Below are 17,586 nucleotides of genomic sequence, written 5' to 3'. Positions count from 1 at the left end.
TCGCAGAACATCGCCGGCTGCAGCTCGGACAGGTAGGGCAGGGTGCGGCTCATCGCGCCCGCCGTGTGGTGCTCGGTGAGCCGGTAGCTGGTGAACACGAACGGATAGACCTCGCTGTATGCCGGGTTGCGCGGGTTGGCCGCCTGCGCCACATCGTGCGCGGCCGGGTTGTCCTGCTGCCCGTAGAGCGGGTTGTGCACCGGCGACTCCGGCGGCTCGTAGTGCGTGGGCAGCGGCCCGTCGGCCAGCCCCGAGGGGGCATAGAGCCAGGCCTTGCCGTCGGTCTGCATGATGAACGGGTCCTGGCCGCCGATCGCGTCCGGGCCCGTGGCGCCCTCCTCGGGCTCGAAGTGCGGCGCCCGGTGGGGGACGAAGTCGGGCACGTCCAGCCCCGTCCACATGCCACCCTCGTCGCCGCCCTCGGGGTCCCACCACACCAGCTTCTTGCGCTCGCTCCACGGCTTGCCGTCGGGGTCGGCCGAGGCCCGGTTGTAGAGGATCCGCCGGTTGGCCGGCCACGCCCAGCCCCACTGCGCCGCCACCCAGTCCTGCTCCGCGCCAGGCACCCGGCGGGCCGACTGGTTGACCCCGTCGGCGTTGACCCCGCAGTAGATCCAGCACCCGCAGGCGGTCGACCCGTCGTCAGCGAGCTCGGTGTAGGACGACAGCGGCCCGTCCGGGCCGGTGCCGTTGATCTCGGCGAGGACCGCCTCGGCGGACGGCTCGCCCAGCGGGCCCTCCGTCGGATAGTCCCAGGTCAGGTCCAGCACCGGCCGGTCCATCTCGTCAGTCGAGCCAGCAAGCTTGGCCCGGATCCGCTGGCCCAGCTCGTGGTAGAACTGCAGCTCGCTGCGGCAGTCGCCCTGCGGCTGCACGGCCTGATGGTGCCACTGCAGCAGCCGTTGGGTGTTGGTGAACGACCCGCTCTTCTCCACGTGCGCGGCTGCGGGCAGGAAGAACACCTCGGTGCCGATATCGCGGGTCACCATCTCCCCGGTCTCGATCTCGGGCCCGTCCTTCCAGAACGTCGCCGTCTCCACCATCGCCAGGTCGCGCACCACGAGCCACTCCAGCTCCGCCAGCCCGAGCCGCTGCATCTTGCCGTTGGCCGAGCCGACCGCGGGGTTCTCCCCCACGACGAAGTAGCCCTTGGACTTCCCTTCGATCTGCCCCTTCACGGTGGGGTATGTCGAGTGGTTGCCGGTGATCCGCGGCAGGTAGTCGAAGCAGAAGTCGTTGTCGGCGGTGGCCGCCTCACCCCACCAGGACTTCAGCAGGCTGACGGCGTACTTGTCCATGTCGCCCCAGAAGCCCTGCACCCCGGCCTGCCCGGCGACGTAGCCGGCGAGGTCGAGGTGCTGGTGGGCCATCGGCATCGGCAGGTAGCCCGGCAGCAGGTCGAACAGCGTCGGGATGTCGGTGGAGCCCTGGATGCTGGCGTGACCCCGCAGCGCCAGGATGCCGCCGCCGGGGCGGCCGACGTTGCCGAGCAGGGTCTGCAGGATCGCCGCGGTGCGGATGTTCTGGGCGCCGACGCTGTGGTGGGTCCAGCCGACCGCGTAGGCCAGTGCGGTGGTGTGCTCCCGGCCGCTGTTCGCCGTCACCGCCACGGCGACGCGCAGGAACTCCGCCGGCTCGACACCGCATACCTGATGCACCATCTCCGGCGTGTAGCGGGCGAAGTGCCGCTTCAGGATCTGGTAGACGCATCGCGGGTGCGCCAGCGACTCGTCCCGCTGCGGTGTCTCGGTGCCGGTGTCGGCGCCGCCGGAGCCGTGCGTCTCGCCTTGGCCGGCGTCGTGCGAGGCCGCCATGTCCTGGGCGGTGCGCCCGGTCGAGCGGTCACCCGCCGCGGCGGCCTTGGTGGCGCCGGCGTACTGCCAGGACGAGGTGTCGTAGACCCGCAACTCGGGATCCCAGCCGGAGAACAGCCCGTCGAGGTCCTCGGTGTCGACGAAGTCCTCCTCGATGATCGTCGCCGCGTTGGTGTAGGCGACGACGTAGTCGCGGAAGTCCAGCTCGTGGGTCAGCACATAGTTGACCAGTGCGCCGAGGAAGGCGATGTCCGTGCCGGCCCGTAGCGCCACGTGCTGGTCAGCCACCGCCGAGGTGCGGGTGAACCGAGGGTCGACGTGGATGACCGTGGCCCCGCGCTGCTGCGCCTCCATGACCCACTGGAAGCCGACCGGGTGGCACTCGGCCATGTTGGAGCCCATGATCAGGATGCAGTCGCTGTTGGCCAGATCCTGCTGGAAGGTGGTGGCGCCTCCACGCCCGAACGAGGCCCCCAGACCGGGGACCGTGGAGGAGTGTCAAATGCGCGCCTGGTTCTCGATCTGGATCGCCCCGAGGGCGGTGTAGAGCTTCTTCATGAGGTAGTTCTCCTCGTTGTCCAGGGTCGCGCCCCCCAGACTGGAGAAGCCCAGCGTCCGCCGGGTCCGCTTGCCGCCGGACTCCCACTCCCAGAACTCCTTGCGGGTCTTGATCACCCGGTCGGCGATCATGTCGATCGCGGTGTCGAGGTCCAGGTCCTCCCAGTCGGTGCCGTGCGGGCGGCGGTAGCGCACCGAGGTCACCCGGCCGGGTGAGGTCACCAGCTGCTTGCTCGCGCTGCCCTTGGGGCACAGCCGCCCACGGCTGATCGGGCTGTCCGGGTCGCCCTCGATCTGCGTGACGGCACCGTCCTTGACATAGACCCGCTGCCCGCAGCCGACGGCGCAGTAGGGGCAGATTGATGAGACTGTCTTGACGCCCGGTTCCGTGGTGCGGGGGGTCAGGCTCAGGCTGCGGCGGGACCGCGCGGCGGCGCCGCGACCGAGCCGGTCGGCGCCGGTCAGCTGCCGCAGCAGCGGCCACCCACCTCGGTCCTGACCCACCTTCGCCTCCTCACCGCCGACGACCTGCGGACTCCTGCGCTGTGTCATGCGCATTCGGTATGCCGCTCGCTCGCCGGAGCGTCGAGTCCGCCTTCAAGATCGCACCGGTCGGAGTCCGGCGCAACCGCTCCGCACAGGCACGCAATCGGCGAGCGTGCAGGGGGTACGCCTGGTGGCAGATCATCGCTCTGCAGCGTGATGGTCTGCACGTCATGCGATGGTCTGCACGTCGGGCGATTGCCTGTGCGTGGACCGATGGTCGCGCGCAGGCCGCCAAGCCCCGCAACCGTTGTCAAGTCTTGGCGCTCAGAGTGCTGTGAGCCTCCCGCGCGTTACAGTGGAGCCTTATGGAGGTGTACCTCGTCTGGTGACGGGCGCGGTCTTCAACACCGACGTGGGCGAGTATCTCGCCCAGGTGGGTTCGATTCCCATCCGCCTCCGCCACGCTTACGCCTAGAGAGAGGCGCTGGGATGGTTGATGCCCGCAGGTCGGTGCCGCGCACCGATGCGGTCCTTGCCGACGCCCGGGTGCAGTCGGCCAGCACCCGGCTCGGGCGGGCCAGGGTCAAGGCCGGTGTCTCCGTCGCCCTCGAGCACTGCCGCAACGGCCGGATCGAGGCCGCCGAGGTCGTGGACTCGGTTCTGGACACCCTGCCCGAGTCGGCGACCTCGCTGCGCCGGGTCGTCAACGCCACCGGGGTGCTCGTGCACACCAACCTCGGCCGGGCGCCGCTGTCGGCGGCGGCCGTCGAGGCGATGGGTGTGGCGGCCGGCGCGACCGACGTCGAGCTCGACCTGCAGACGGGACGCCGCGGTTCTCGCGGTCGCGGCGCCCTGGATGCCTTGGCGGCCGCGGTGCCGCAGGCGCAGGCGGTGCACGTCGTCAACAATGGCGCCGCCGCCTTGCTGCTGGTCGCCGCCGGGTTGGCTGCGGGACGGACCATTGTGATCGCGCGCGGCGAGCTGGTCGAGATCGGCGACGGTTTCCGCATACCTGATCTGCTGGAGTCGGCAGGCGCCACGTTGCGCGAGGTGGGCACCACCAACCGGGCGCACCTGGATGACTACGAGCGAGCGATCGACGACGACACGGCCCTGGTGCTCAAGGTGCACCCGTCCAACTTCATGGTCTGCGGCTTCACCTCCTCGGTGCCGGTCCGTGCGCTGTCCACCCTTCCGGTCCCGGTCGTGGCAGACATCGGCTCCGGCCTGCTGCGCCCGCACCGCCGGTTGCCCGAAGAGCCCAGCGCAGATCACGCACTGCGCGACGGCGCCGCCCTGGTGACGGCCTCCGGGGACAAGCTGCTCGGCGGACCGCAGGCCGGACTGCTGCTGGGGCGTGCCGATCTGGTGCAGATGTTGCGCCGCCATCCCATCGCCCGAGCGCTCCGAATCAGTAAAGTGACGCTGTCTGCCCTGGAGGCGACGTTGACCGGACCGATTCCCCCGGTGCCGGCGGCCCTCGCGGCGTCCGTCGACGACCTCAGGGTCCGGGCTGAGCGGATCCGCGCCGACCTCGAGGAGGTCGTAGACGCTCGCGTCGTCGACTCAATCGCCGCCGTGGGCGGGGGAGGGGCCCCCGGAGTGACCTTGCCCAGCGTCGCCGTGGCACTACCGCACGACTGGGCCGCCGCCTTGCGCGCCGGGCCGACCCCGGTCCTCGGGCACGTGGAGCATGGGGACCTGCTGCTGGACCTGATCGCCGTCGACCCGGCGGAGGACTCGACCATCGTGCAGGCCGTGCGCGCCATCGCGACCGGGCACGGGGTGCGTTGAGCCATGCACGTCATCGCCACCGCCGGCCACGTCGACCACGGCAAGTCGACGCTGCTCCATACCCTCACCGGGTCCGACCCCGACCGGCTCGACGAGGAGCAGCGCCGCGGGATGAGCATCGAGCTCGGCTACTGCTGGACACACCTGCGCGGGGCGGGCGACGTGGCCTTCGTCGACGTGCCCGGCCACGAGCGCTTCGCCTCCGCGATGCTGGCGGGGGCCGGCCCGGTGCCGGCCGTGCTCTTCGCCGTCGCCGCCGACGACCCGTGGATGCCGCAGGCCGCCGAGCACCTGGCCGCACTGGATGCCCTGGGTGTGAGCCGAGCCGTCGTCGCTGTCACCCGGACCGACCTGGCCGACCCCGGCCCGGCCGTGACGTGTGCTCGCCAGCAGCTCCGCGAGACGTCACTGCGGGGCTCCCCCGTCGTGCCGGTCAGCGCCCGCACCGGAGCGGGCCTGGAGGAGCTGCGCCGGGCGCTGACCACCATGGTGACCGCGCTGCCCATCCCTTCTCCCACGGCCGACGTGCGACTGTGGGTGGACCGGGCCTTCCGCGTCGAGGGCGCCGGGATGGTCGTGACGGGGACGCTCCAGGAGGGCATGATCCGGGTCGGCGACGAGCTGCAGCTCGGGGCAGGCCCCCGGCTCCGGGTCCGGGGCATGCAGGCCCTGGGCCGGTCTCGGGAGCAGATCGGCGGGGTAGCCCGGGTGGCTCTCAACCTCGCGGGCAAGGGCGTGGAAACGGTCGCCCGCGGGTCGGTGCTGCTCACGCCGGGCCGGTGGCTGTCCACGAGCACCGTGGATGTGCGGCTGAGCGGGGCGTCGAGCCTCTCCTCGCTCCCCGAGCGCCCCGTCCTGCACATCGGCGCGACCCGACTGGGCTGTCACCTGCGACCCTTGGACGAGTCGCACGTCCGGCTGCGCCTGGAGCGCCCGCTGCCGCTTCGGTTGGGCGATCGCGCCGTCGTGCGCGACCCGGGCACCAGGCTCGTCACCGGTGTCCAGGTGCTGGACGCAGCACCACCGGTGCTGGACCGGCGCGGATCCGCGGCCAGTCGAGCCGAGCAGCTGGGCCGGCACCCCGGCATACCCGACCTTGCCTGGGAGGTATCCACCCGCGGGCCGGTGGACGCCTCGTTGCTGGCCCTGCTCGGGGTGGACCCGCAGGCCCAGGCCAGTGGGATCGTCCGGGTAGACGGCACCCTGCTGAGCACCGCCGACGTGGTCACGCTGCGCGCCCGGATCGTCGACCTGGTCACGCAGGATGCACGACAGACGCCGCTGACCCTCGGGCTGACGCCGACCGCGCTCGCCACCACGCTCGGCCTCAGGCGGCCCGATCTCGTGGAGGCCCTGGTCAAGCCACCGCTCTACCTCACCCGCGGACGGGTCACCTTGCGCGCTCCCGGCGCCGTCCCCGCGCCCCTGGAGCGCCCGCTCGCGGTGCTGCGCGCCGAGCTGACCAAGAGCCCCTATGCCGCGCCGAGCGTGGCCCGGCTGCGCGAGCTGGGCCTGGACGCCCGGGCGGTGGCGGCGCTGCACAGCTCAGGGCATCTGCTGCGGGTCGGGGACGGGGTCGTCCTCCTGCCCGGTGCCGACCACACCGCCGTCGCCGTGCTGGCCGAGCTGCCCCAGCCGTTCACGACCAGCGAGGCCCGTCAGGCGCTGGGCACGAGCCGTCGGGTGGTGCTGCCGCTGCTGGCCTACCTGGACCACCAGGGGCTCACCCGGCGACTGCCGGACGACCGGCGCACCCTCGCGCGCGGGCCGGAGACGCTGGGCCGCGACCGTAAGGCCGGGAGGAAGCTCAGCTCCGCGCCGCCCGCCTGAGTCACCACCCCCGGCCGCGAAGCCGACCTCAGCGCCATATGACGCTGAGGTGTGGGCTAGGGGCTGGGATTGTCGTTTCCAGGGGTTGGCTGCATCAGATCAGACCGGTGAAGCGTTGTGGCCTAACCACCCCCGCCGGCAGACCCAGGGCGGTTCATCTTCCCGGGCAACCGGCCCACGAGACCAACATCCAGCGGCTCTACGGCGGTGGCGGCCTGATTGACCCGGTGGTGCTGACGGTGAGCGCCGGCCCCGATGGTGACCTCGCTGCTCTCTCGGCGCTCCGCGAGTTCTCCGCGGCCGCCGAGTCCATCGCCGGCGCCGCCCCCGGGACGCGGGTGGTCACCCCAGCCAACGGCGAGGTGGGCGGGCAGACCCCTTCGATCACCACGACGACGCTGCTCGCGGAGCGCGGCGGGGAGGACCGGGGCATCCTGGTCGAGATCCTCTTCGGGGGGCTGGGGGCGCTGGTCGTGCTCGTGCTGGTCTTCGCCTCGCTGCTGATCGTCATGCGCTGGCGCGAGGAGCGCGCCGCCGGCGCCGACAACGACACCGCCACCCGGACCGCCATCGCCACTGCCGGTCGCTCCGTCGTCTTCAGCGGAGTCACCGTCGCGGTCTCGCTGGCCGCGCTCGTGGCGGTGCCACTGCCCTTCCTGCGCGCCATCGGCCTGGGCGGGTTGCTCATCCCCCTGCTCAGTGTCGCGACGTCGCTGACGCTGGTCCCGGTGATCCTGCATACCCTCGGGCCGCGGTTGCAGTGGCCCCAGCGGAGCCCCCGCGACCCCACCAGCCAGAGGTGGGCGGCCCTGGCCACTCAGGTCGTGCGCCGGCCGTGGTGGGTGATCGCGGTCAGCACCCTGCTCCTCCTGGCGATGACCGCGCCCGTGCTCACGTTGCGCCTGGGCACCCCGACCGTGCTCGCCCTGGTCATCATCGTCACCTTCGTGCTGCTGGCCAGGGCATTGCGGTCCCTGTGGCTACCGATCAAGGCACTGGCCCTCAACGTCCTGTCGATCGGCGCGGCCTACGGGCTGACCGTGCTGATCTGGCAACACGGCTACGGCACCGAGGCGATCTTCGGTCTCAGTGCCACCGGCGTGCTGATCACCTGGGTCCCGGTGGCCGTCTTCGCGTTCCTGTTCGGCCTGTCGATGGACTACGAGGTGTTCATCCTCTCCCGCATGCGGGAGGCCTATGACGAGCACGGGGACAACGAGCGGGCGGTCATCGAGGGCATCTCGCGCACCGGTCGGCTGGTCACCTCCGCCGCGCTGGTCCTCTTCCTCTCCTTCATCGCGCTGTCGACCGTGCCGGTGGTCGACGTCAAGATCCTGGCCACTGCACTGGCCCTTGGCATCGCGATCGACGCGGTCATCGTGCGCACTCTGCTCACCCCGGCGTTGGTCGCCGTGCTCGGACGGGCCAACTGGACCCTGCCGAGGGCCCTGGCCCGCCTCCTGCGCGTCCAGCCGGCGGTCAGTGGGAGCGGGCTCAGCGAGACTCAGCGGCCTGCTTGAGGGCGGCGAGCGTCGCCGGGATGCTGTCGTGTGCCGCCCGGGTGCGGTCCTCGATCTGGGCCTGTGCGTCGTCGCCGTGCTTGTCGCGGAACATCGCGAGACCCTCGGGCAGGAACTCCCACGACTCCGTCACCTGGGTGGCTCCATCGACCGGTGCGAAGGCGTAACCCCAGCGGACGAACGTGCCGCCGACGACGAACGCGAACTCACGGCCCGGGTCGGCCACGACGACCTGGCTGCGCGTCTCCCAGGTGCGGCCGGAGCTCTCGTTGCGCCCGGTGAACCAGGCTCCTTCGTGGGGCCCGTCGCCGTCGTCCCACCACCCGCCGGTGCAGATCGGGCTCCACTCCCCCATCCTGGTGACATCGGAGACCATCGCGTAGAGGTCGTCGGGGTTGGCGGCGATGACGGTCGACTCGGCGTAGCGGCTGCTGGTCATGGGTCGCCAGTCTGCCAGCCGCGCGATCTTCTGCCCCCCTGCCGTGCGCCATGTTCTGCCCCCGATGTGGGGGCAGAACACATGGGCCACCAGGTGGCACCCCAGCCGCAGACGCAGCTCGGATCAGCGAGTGGTGCGTGCGACCAGGGCGGCGCGGGCCTGGGCCATCTCATCCCACGGGATCGTCTCGGTGTCGCGCTCCAGGGTGTGCTCCGGCCCCTTGCCGGCCAGCACCACGGTGTCCTCCGGTCCGGCCTCGGCGACGGCATACCGGATGGCCTCGACACGGTCGCCGATGGAGACGAAGTTGGTCCGACCGGCCTCCCGCGCGCCGCGTTCCATCTCGGTGAGGATGTCGCCCAGGGGCGTGTCCCGGTGGTCCTCCTCGGTGAAGACGACCTGGTCGGCCAGCCGGGTGGCGGCCTCGCCCAAGGGCGCCCGCTTGGAGGGGTCGCGGGGTCCGCCGGCCGAGCCCAGCAGCACCCACAGCCGACCGTTGGTGGTCACCCGCACGGTGTCCAGGGCCTTCTCCAGACTCGGCGCCGTGTGCGCGAAGTCGACGATGACACGCGGATCACCCTCGCCCCGCTCGACCATCTCCATCCGTCCGGGCACACCGGCGAAGCTCGCCAGCCCGTCGATGAGCGCCTCCATCCCGACGCCGGCCCGGTGCGCGCCCGCCATCGCCGCCAGGGCGTTGGCCACGTTGAACCGTCCGATCATCGGCAGCACCGCTTGGGCACTCCCCTGCGGCCCGTGCACGGTGAAGCGCAGGTCATCGGGTCCCTCGACGACGGCGCTCGCGGTCCAGTCGGCGCCGCAGCCCTCAGCGCTGTATGTCGTGTGCCCGCCCGTGCTCAGCTCCACCAGCCGGGGGGTCCAGTCGTCGTCGGCGTTGAGCACCGCCACGCGCGCCCGCTGCACCAGCAGCGCCTTGGCCGCGAAGTAGCCCTCCATCGTCCCGTGGAAGTCCAGGTGCTCCCCGGTCAGGTTGGTCCACACCGCGACGTCGTAGTCCACCGCCCGCACCCGGTCCAGGGCCAGGGCGTGACTGGAGGTCTCGATCACCACGACCTCGGCGTCGGCGGCGCGCAGGTCGGCCAGGATCTGCTGCACCTGGGGCGCCTCGGGGGTGGTGAAGTGGGCCGGCGGCTGGCGCAGCTGGCCGTCGGGCAGCTCGTAGCCGATGGTGGACAGCAACCCGGTACGCCGGCCGGCGGCGCGCAGCAGGTGACGCGCCAGGCACGAGGTGGTGGTCTTGCCGTCGGTGCCGGTGACGCCGAGCACGGTCATCGCCCGGCTCGGGTGCCCGGCGATCGCGGCGGCCGCGTCGGCGAGCGCGGGTCGGGCGGCCGGCACCACGACATACGGCACCGGGCAGTCCACGCCCTCGGGAAGCCCCTCGCCGAGCACCGCGACGGCCCCCCGAGCAACGGCCTGCTCAATGAAGGAGTGGCCGTCGAAGCGCGCTCCGGGGATCGCCACGAACGCCTCACCCGGCTGGACCCAGTCGGCCTGGTGGGTCACGCCGGTGACCTCGACCTCGACCTCAACCTCGTCCGAGGGACCGGTGGTCGATGGTGCGCGTCCGTGCGACCCGCCCGGTGCCGCGAGGGCGGCGGCGAGGTCAGTCAGTCTCATGGGGGGTCAGCGTAGGCCCCCCGACGTCGACCTGCTCCAACGCGGCCGTCATGTCCTGCAGGGCCCGCAGGATCAGGGCGAGCTCCTCGTCGCTGTAGGGCTCCAGCGCATCGGCCAGCGCCCGGGTCATCGGGCGGAACATCTCGATGGCCGTGTGGGTGGCCTGGTCGGTGAGGTCGAGGCGGATCCGTCGCCGGTCCTGCTCGTCGCGATGCCGGACCAGGTGCCCCACCGACTCCAGGCGGTCGACCAGGGCCGTGACCGCAGCCGGAGACAGGCTCATCCGCCTGGCGACGTCACCCGGCCCGAGGGTCTCGCCGAGCACGGTGGCCTGACTGATGTGGTCCATCGCCGTGAGATCGGAGCGGTGCAGCCCTCTGTCGTGCCCCACCCGGTCGGCATACTGCTGGGTGCGGGCCACCAGCACCCGCAGCGCGAAGGTCACCGAGCGCACGGGATGCCGTCCGGTGTGGCCACCGGCTCCGAATGCCCGCTGAGACGTGTTCACGATTCCTCGAGTACCTTTAGATGGTCGAATTATTCACACCCCCTCACCATAGCCAACCACAAGGAGCGCTGCATGCAAACTCTGACCCTGCGTGTGGGAGAAGCGCGCGCATGACGCAACCCAGCGTCGCAGTCGTCGGCGCGGGCATCTCCGGACTGACCGCGGCCTACCTGCTCCGGGAGAGCCACCGGGTCACCGTCTATGAGGTCGAGCCGCGGCTCGGGGGGCACACGCACACTCACGACGTGACCGATGCCGAGGGTGCCGGGCACGCCGTCGACACCGGCTTCATCGTGCACAACGACCGCACCTACCCGTTGCTGCGGGCGCTGTTCGCCGAGCTGGGCATTGAGGTGCGCCCCACCGAGATGAGCATGAGCATCTCCTGCGCCGGCTGCGGGCTGGAGTATGCCGGGGGGCGGGGAGCCAAGGGGATCCTGGCCAAGCCCGCACAGCTGCGCGACCTGCGCTTCCCGCGGATGCTGAGTGCGGTCACGCGCTTCAACCGCAGCGCCCGGCGCTACCTGCAGCAGACTCCGGAGTCCGACCTGACCTCGCTGGGCGACTGGCTCGGCGAGCGCGGCTTCGACGACTACTTCGTGCAGCACTATGCGGTGCCGGTCGTCTCCTGCGTGTGGAGCTCCGGCCACGCAACCGCGCTGCGCTACCCCGCCCGCTACCTCTTCCGCTTCCTCGAGCACCACGGGCTGCTGCAGCTGAGCGACAGCCCCCAGTGGTTCACCGTGGTCGGCGGATCGCGCACGTATGTCGACGCGATCGCCGCCCGGCTGCCCGACGTGCGCACCGGCGACCCGGTGGTGCAGGTCAGCCGAGACACCTCAAGGGGCGGGCCGGTCACCGTACGCACTGCAGGCGGCTCACTCGAAACCTACGATCAGATCGTGCTGGCCACTCACGCCGACCAAGCCCTGGCTATGCTCGCCGACCCCACCGCCGACGAGAAGCGCGTGCTGGGGAGCTTCGGCTACTCGGTCAACCCGACCCTCCTGCATACCGACTCCTCCCTGCTGCCCACCGCGCCGCGGGCTCGCTCATCGTGGAACTACGCGATGGCCGACTGCGCCGAGTCCGCCGCCGGGGCCCGGGTGAGCTACTGGATGAACCGGCTGCAGGGGCATGAGTCGGCGCAGGACCTGGTGGTCACACTCAACGACAGCGGGCGGGTCGACCCCGCCCTCGTCCTGGCCCGGATGAGCTACACCCACCCCGAGTACACGCCGGAGTCGGTGGCCGCCCAGGCCGAGCTGCCGGGGCTGGGCAGCCCCAACACGGCCTACGCCGGCGCCTACCACGGCTGGGGCTTCCACGAGGACGGCTGCCGCTCCGGGCACGCCGCCGCGGACTGGACAGCACGGCATACCCCTGCCCGCGCGAGCGGCGCAGAGACGTCGGTATGACGACACTCGCCCTCCCGGAGCTGCCCGCCCTGGTCCCCGGCACCGTCCGGCACCAGCGCCGCGGCCCGATCGAGCACGGCCTGCGACACGCCGTCTACCAGTGGCTGGTCGACCTGGACGACCTGCCCCGACTGCGCCGCCCGCTGCGCTGGGTCGCGGGCTTCCGCGCCGATGACCACCTGGGTGACCCGGAGCGCAGCATCCGGGACAACGTGCTGGCCTTCGCCCGGGCGCAGGGGGTCGACCTGGCGGACGACACCAGGGTGTTGATGCTGGCCAACGCCCGCGTGCTCGGCTACGTCTTCAACCCGCTGAGCGTGCACTGGTGCCTGGACCCCCGGACGGGGGCGACGCGCTGCGTGGTGGCCGAGGTGCACAACACCTACGGCGAGCGGCACCCCTACCTGCTGCAGCCGGACGCGCGCGGCTCGGCGAGCACCGACAAGGACTTCTACGTCTCGCCGTTCTACGACGTGAGCGGAAGCTACCGGCTCACGTTCCGGTTGACCCAGGAGAGGGTGGCTGTCTCGGTGAACTTGCACCGGGGCGGTGACACGGGGGGGGCACCTGACTTCACCGCCTCGTTCGCCGGGGCGCCGGCACGGGTGACCGCACGGCGGCTGTCGAGGCTCGTGCTCCGGCACCCGCTCATGTCCCAGCAGGTCAGCCTGCTGATCCGCGCCCACGGTCTGTGGCTGTGGGCCCGCCGCCTGCCGGTCCAGACCCGCCCGTCCCACCAGCCGCCCGAAGGATCGTGATGACCCAGTCCCAGATCAGCACCACCTCGATGGACGAGCCGGTGGAGATCATGCCTGCCGTGCGGCCGTCCCCGGTCCGTGGTGCCCTGGCGCGGCGGATCTTCGACTACGCCGCCGACCGGGTGCACGCCACGGTGCGGTGGCCGGACGGCACGGTCACCGGCGGGGGAAGTCACGACGTGGGCGCTCCGGTCTTCGAGATCGTCCGCCCCGACCAGCTCTTCGCCCGGTTGGCCCGCGACTACAAGATCGGCTTCGGCGAGGCCTACATGGCCGGCGACTGGAGGGCCGCCGACGGCCACGACCTGGCCGACGTGCTGGAGCCGTGGGCGGCCCGGCTGACCGAGCTGGTGCCCAAGGGGCTGCAGCGGCTGCGGGGGCTGGCCGACCTGAGCGCACCCCCCGTGCAGCGCAACAGCGTGGCGGGGTCGCGGTCCAACATCGAGGCGCACTACGACCTGTCCAACGAGCTGTTCAGCCGCTTCCTCGACCCGTCCCTGACCTACTCCGCCGCGCTGTTCGCGCAGCCCTCGTCGCCCTTCACCGGTGACCTGCAGGAGGCGCAGGAGCGCAAGCTGGACTCGGTGCTTGACCTGGCCGGTGTCCGGGTAGGCAGCCGGGTGTTGGAGATCGGCTCCGGCTGGGGGTCGCTGCTGCTGCGTGCTGCCAAGCGCGGCGCCCACGTCACCAGCATCACCCTGTCCTCGGAGCAGCTGGCGCTGGCCCAGCACCAGGTCGACGCGGCGGGGCTGTCCGAGCAGGTCGACCTGCGGTTACAGGACTACCGCGACGTACGCGGCCAGTTCGACGCGGTCGTGAGCATCGAGATGATCGAGGCCGTGGGCCGGGAGTACTGGCCGAACTACTTCGCGGCGATCGACGCGCTGCTGGCGCCGGGCGGCAAGGCTGCCATCCAGGCGATCACCATGGGGCATCGGCAGATGCTGGCCACCCAGCGCTCGCACTCCTGGATCCTGAAGTACATCTTCCCGGGGGGCATGCTGCCTTCGCTGCGCGCGATCGACGAGGCGCTGGACCGGCATACGGGGCTGGAGGTGACCCAGGACCTCAGCTTCGGCCCGCACTACGGCGAGACGCTGCGGCGCTGGCGGCAGCGCTTCGAGGCCAACTGGGACGACATCCGGGTGCACGGCTTCGACGAGCGGTTCCGGCGGATGTGGGAGTTCTACCTCGGCTACTGCGAGGCCGGCTTCCGCAGCGAGTACATCGGCGTGCACCAGCTGCAGATGCGCCGCGCCTGAGCCTGCTCGCGGCCCGCATACCACCGGCCAGATCGTGCACCTGACCGATCCAGCCGGAGCACTCCCGCATACCTCACCGGCCAGATCGTGCACCTGACCGATCCAGCCGACCGAGCTCACCTCGCTCTGCGGCCGGGCCGACCCGGGAAGTGTCGGTCGAACAGGGGCGACGGCGTCGGATCGGACAGCTCCATCCCCTGCCCCCGCAGCGCCGAGACCACCCGGTCCACCGTCTCCCGAGGGGAGGTGTAAACATCGGTCGCTCGGCAGACGACCAGCCGCCAGCCCAGCCCGTCGAGGGACTCTCGACGACCCAGGTCGTGACCCCATTGACGCTCGTCCTCGGCGTGCTGCCGCCCGTCGTACTCCACCGCCACGCACCACTCGGCGAACGCGAGATCCAGCCGGTAGACCACCTGGCCGTCATCGTTGCGGATGCTGAAGTTGACCTGCGGCTCGGGCAGTCCGGCGAAGACCAGCAAGAGGCGCAGCCGGGTCTCCATAGGTGAGTCCACAGCTGCCCGGACCAGCGTCGCGGCGTGCCGCGCCCGCACCGCCCCCGGCCCGTGCCACGCCTTCGCTGCCGCTTGCACCTCGCCAACCGTGAATCGGCCGGCCTTGACCAGTGAGTCTCCGAGGACGACCAGGTCGACCAGGTCGAGCTCACGGGCGAGCTCCACGAAGGTAGTTGGCGGGTCGGTCAGCCGCACCCTCCCATGCGTCACGACTCCGACCTTCCGCGACCGGACATGTGGGCGTATGCCGCGGCGCTTGGGCCGGTGCCTGGCCTCAGGCACCGAGACGTGCACGTCACAGCCGTCCGGCACGATGCCACCCCAGATGCGCGCGGCGGTGTGGTGGCTGATGACCGCGCTGTAGTGACAGAGCAGCAGTGCGGCCTCAGCACGGACAAGCACCGTGACGTGCAGGGCCGCCGCGACCCGGATCGAGGGGAAGACGGACTGGAACGACGGTCCGTCCAGCCGGTGCTTCTTCACCCCGGCCCGGACAGCGTCCCGACGCCGGAAGGCCGTGCCAGGTGGGTCTGGGGTTCGGCTCATGGCCCCTACCGTCCCGCACATCGCCGCCGGCCCTTCCCCGTCATCCACAGGCACCGGCCCAATCGTGCAGTTGACCGATCCAGCCGACGCGGCCCCGCATACCCCACCGGCCCAATCGTGCAGTTGACCGATCCAGCCGGACGGGCTTGACGTCAGCGACGGGTCAACAGTGCCACGGTGTCCAACGCCGGCCGGTCCGCGCCTGGCACCTCACGTTGTCTGATCTCGCACGTCTCCACGCGGACCGGCAGCTCCGCCACCACCGCCTCGACCTCGTCGGGATCGAAGAGCAGATTGCGTTGCTGCGGCCCACCCACGCCGTCGGTCAGGTTGCGGCCCGCATGCCCGATCAGCAGCACCGAACCACCCGGTCGAGTGCGCTCGAGCGCAGCCAAGACCGCGCGCGCCCACTCCTGCGGCACCAGGTGGAGATAGCACTGCACCACGAGGTCGTATGCCGTGTGCCCGGCCGGTGTCGCAGCGTCCGTGGCGTCGGCGACCCAGGCACGCAGACGTCCCTCGACGTGCTCACTCCGGTCCTGCGCCCAAGCGCGCATCCGCTCCACGGCGACCGGGGAGAAGTCTGTGGCGTCGACGGTCCAACCCTGTTCGGCAAGCCAGATCGCGTTGCGGCCCTCGCCGGCTCCCATGTCGAGTGCTCTCCCGACCGACAGCGCGGGCGCGATGCCGGCCACCCATTGGTTGGGCTCGGCCGGCCAGACTCGCTCCGACCCCGCATACCGCTGGTCCCAGTCAGCAGCCTCCATGACCCGAGACTCTCCTCACGGCATCCTGGGCAGGGAGCCCGCTGCGGGGTCGCATCTGTCACCCACCAGTCTGCACACCACCACGTCCACTGCGGCATGCAGAGCCTCCGACGTGGCACCCGCGTCGAGCTGGTCGCGCACGAGACCCGGGGCCAGTGCGGCCAGCAGCAGGTCGGCCCAGTAGTCGGCGTCGGGCACCCGCTGCGGACCCAGCGCCACGCAGAGTGTGCGCAGGTGCAGGTGCCAGGTGCGGTAGGGCTCGCCGGAGCCACGACCGGCGGGGTCCAGGGCGAGCCGCAGATCGAGATCCGCGATGGTGCGGTCCAGGTGCGCATGCACGAAGGCCTGTATCCGGCGGGCCGGGTCGGCCGTGCCCGCCGACCCGGGCCCGAGCGGTGCGGGACCTTGGATGAACTCGCGTTGGAACGCCTGCTCCCCCTCGTCCAGGACAGCAAGCAGCAGCCCGTGCCGGTCACTGAACCGCCGGTAGACCGTGCCCACGCCAACTCCCGCCCGCCGGGCGACGTCCTGCATGGACACTTCACCGGGGGCTTCGGTGAGCAGGTCACGGGCGGCTCGCAGGATGGTGGCCCGGTTGCGTGCGGCGTCGACCCGCTCAGGTGTCGAAGCGCCGAGCACGGTCAGCGGGGCGGGCTCGTCAGTCATCGGCGTCCTCCGGTCGGTGCCTCGTCGCGTCGGCACGCCACGAGCCTACCGAGGACCCACCAAGAAACGGAGCGTGCTCCGGTTGTCTGCAGATCGGCCCGCTCACGCAGGTTCGGGATCCAGCCGACGCTGGTCACGCCGGCAGGTCGAGCGTGCCCCGCACCAGCACGTGCGCCTGCCCTCCGATCCACAGGTCGTCGCTGTCCTGGGTGACGTGCACACGCCCCGCCCGGCCCAGGACGGTCCCCTGGGAGACGAGGTATGCCGCGGGCGCCAGCCCCGCACCGACCAGCCAGACGGCGAGGCCCGCGTTGAGGCTGCCGGTCACCGGATCCTCGGGGACCCCCAGGTCGGGGCAGAACGCGCGCACCTCGTAGTCCGCGGCACCGGGCGCGCCGCCCGCGGGATAGGGCCCGATCACGCCGACCTCGGTCTCCTCCAGGGCCTCCAGCGCCGCGAAGTCGGGACGCAGGCCCAGCACCGTCTCGGCATCGCGCAACAGCACGCCAAGCCAGTGCGGCCCGTTGTCCACCCAGCTCGCGGCGACCACCTCGTCGGGGGTGATCCCCAGGGCGCGCGCCGCCGCCTCGAGCAGCTGGTCCTCCGGGGCGCCGGAGCGGGTCAGCGGCGGTGCTGCGAAGGCCAGTCGGTCCGCCTCGAGCCGCACCCGGATCAACCCCGCGGCGCACTCCTGGACCACGACCCCCTGCGCTCGGGGCTCACCGCCGGCGTCCAGCCATGCCTGGGCGCTGCCCAGCGTCGGGTGCCCGGCGAAGGGCAGCTCGCCACCCGGGGTGAAGATGCGCAGCCGGTAGTCCGCCCCGGGGTCCTGCGGTGGCAGCAGGAAGGTCGTCTCCGACAGGTTGGTCCAGCGGGCAAAGCGCTGCATCGTCTCGGTGCTCCACGGATCGCTGCCCGCCGGATCGCTGCCCGACGGAACGCTGTCCGCGAGGTCACCACCCCTCACCCCGCCGTCGCTGAGGTGCACCACGGCCACCGGGTTGCCCCGGCAAGCGCTCTCGGCGAAGACGTCGACCTGTCTGAACGGCACCGTCGGCATACGC

The 17,586-nt window shown here is 71.5% G+C and carries 14 protein-coding genes and 1 tRNA gene; 7 read left to right on the top strand and 8 right to left on the bottom strand.

Annotated features, from left to right (window positions below):
- Window positions 1-2,924 (bottom strand): formate dehydrogenase (gene fdh, locus ACR2FV_RS03105; RefSeq protein WP_434014240.1); only part of this gene is annotated, 2,924 nt, incomplete at its 3' end.
- Between the two features lie 301 nt (window positions 2,925-3,225).
- On the opposite strand from fdh, the gene ACR2FV_RS03100 reads away from it, so the two are divergent.
- From ACR2FV_RS03100 to ACR2FV_RS03085, 4 genes are all read left to right on the top strand, one after another.
- A tRNA-Sec gene (locus ACR2FV_RS03100) sits at window positions 3,226-3,320 on the top strand.
- A gap of 27 nt (window positions 3,321-3,347) precedes the next feature.
- Entirely contained in the window at window positions 3,348-4,652 is a 1,305-nt protein-coding gene (gene selA, locus ACR2FV_RS03095; protein WP_434014239.1) for an L-seryl-tRNA(Sec) selenium transferase, read from the top strand.
- Window positions 4,653-4,655: 3 nt separating this feature from the next.
- The gene (locus tag ACR2FV_RS03090) at window positions 4,656-6,482 is read left to right on the top strand and encodes a SelB domain-containing protein (protein ID WP_434014238.1); all 1,827 of its coding nucleotides are present in this window, start codon (window positions 4,656-4,658) and stop codon (window positions 6,480-6,482) included.
- 239 nt (window positions 6,483-6,721) lie between these two features.
- The gene (locus tag ACR2FV_RS03085) at window positions 6,722-8,002 is read left to right on the top strand and encodes an MMPL family transporter (RefSeq protein ID WP_434014237.1); all 1,281 of its coding nucleotides are present in this window, start codon (window positions 6,722-6,724) and stop codon (window positions 8,000-8,002) included.
- Here the strand turns inward: ACR2FV_RS03085 and ACR2FV_RS03080 are convergent.
- From ACR2FV_RS03080 to ACR2FV_RS03070, 3 genes are all read right to left on the bottom strand, one after another.
- The gene (locus ACR2FV_RS03080; RefSeq protein ID WP_434014236.1) at window positions 7,977-8,441 is read right to left on the bottom strand and encodes an SRPBCC family protein; all 465 of its coding nucleotides are present in this window, start codon (window positions 8,439-8,441) and stop codon (window positions 7,977-7,979) included. The two genes, ACR2FV_RS03085 and ACR2FV_RS03080, sit on opposite strands and share 26 nt — an antisense overlap.
- Before the next feature lie 123 nt (window positions 8,442-8,564).
- On the bottom strand, window positions 8,565-10,082 hold the full coding sequence (locus tag ACR2FV_RS03075) for a UDP-N-acetylmuramoyl-L-alanyl-D-glutamate--2,6-diaminopimelate ligase (protein ID WP_434014235.1): 1,518 nt from the start codon (window positions 10,080-10,082) through the stop codon (window positions 8,565-8,567).
- Entirely contained in the window at window positions 10,069-10,590 is a 522-nt protein-coding gene (locus ACR2FV_RS03070; RefSeq protein WP_434014234.1) for a MarR family winged helix-turn-helix transcriptional regulator, read from the bottom strand. The genes ACR2FV_RS03075 and ACR2FV_RS03070 overlap by 14 nt, the downstream gene beginning before the upstream one ends.
- 110 nt (window positions 10,591-10,700) lie before the next feature.
- On the opposite strand from ACR2FV_RS03070, the gene ACR2FV_RS03065 reads away from it, so the two are divergent.
- Genes ACR2FV_RS03065 through ACR2FV_RS03055 form a run of 3 tightly spaced genes read left to right on the top strand, consistent with a single transcriptional unit; the run spans window position 10,701 to window position 14,028 of the window.
- Complete coding sequence (locus tag ACR2FV_RS03065; RefSeq protein ID WP_434014233.1) at window positions 10,701-12,008, top strand: NAD(P)/FAD-dependent oxidoreductase; 1,308 nt, start codon at window positions 10,701-10,703, stop codon at window positions 12,006-12,008.
- Window positions 12,005-12,766, top strand: coding sequence for a DUF1365 domain-containing protein (locus tag ACR2FV_RS03060; protein WP_434014232.1), 762 nt, complete (start codon window positions 12,005-12,007; stop codon window positions 12,764-12,766). The genes ACR2FV_RS03065 and ACR2FV_RS03060 overlap by 4 nt, the downstream gene beginning before the upstream one ends.
- Window positions 12,766-14,028 (top strand): class I SAM-dependent methyltransferase, encoded by a 1,263-nt coding sequence (locus tag ACR2FV_RS03055; protein WP_434014231.1) that lies wholly within the window; start codon window positions 12,766-12,768, stop codon window positions 14,026-14,028. Before ACR2FV_RS03060 ends, ACR2FV_RS03055 begins: the two co-directional genes overlap by 1 nt.
- Window positions 14,029-14,144: 116 nt before the next feature.
- Here ACR2FV_RS03055 and ACR2FV_RS03050 read toward each other — a convergent pair whose 3' ends face one another.
- From ACR2FV_RS03050 to ACR2FV_RS03035, 4 genes are all read right to left on the bottom strand, one after another.
- Complete coding sequence (locus ACR2FV_RS03050) at window positions 14,145-15,089, bottom strand: DUF559 domain-containing protein (RefSeq protein ID WP_434014230.1); 945 nt, start codon at window positions 15,087-15,089, stop codon at window positions 14,145-14,147.
- A 152-nt stretch (window positions 15,090-15,241) separates the two neighbouring features.
- On the bottom strand, window positions 15,242-15,856 hold the full coding sequence (locus ACR2FV_RS03045) for a class I SAM-dependent methyltransferase (RefSeq protein WP_434014229.1): 615 nt from the start codon (window positions 15,854-15,856) through the stop codon (window positions 15,242-15,244).
- Window positions 15,857-15,871: 15 nt separating this feature from the next.
- Window positions 15,872-16,522: a TetR/AcrR family transcriptional regulator gene (locus ACR2FV_RS03040; RefSeq protein ID WP_434014228.1), complete on the bottom strand. Its 651-nt coding sequence runs from the start codon at window positions 16,520-16,522 to the stop codon at window positions 15,872-15,874.
- Window positions 16,523-16,655: 133 nt separating this feature from the next.
- Window positions 16,656-17,582 carry a PhzF family phenazine biosynthesis protein gene (locus ACR2FV_RS03035; protein ID WP_434014227.1) on the bottom strand — a complete coding sequence of 309 codons (927 nt, stop codon included), beginning with the start codon at window positions 17,580-17,582 and terminating at the stop codon, window positions 16,656-16,658.
- Between the last annotated feature and the right edge of the window lie 4 nt (window positions 17,583-17,586).

Origin of the sequence: Ornithinimicrobium sp., assembly GCF_051004135.1 — a bacterium.
Taxonomy (GTDB): domain Bacteria; phylum Actinomycetota; class Actinomycetes; order Actinomycetales; family Dermatophilaceae; genus Ornithinicoccus.
This window is presented reverse-complemented; position numbering and strand designations above follow the sequence as displayed.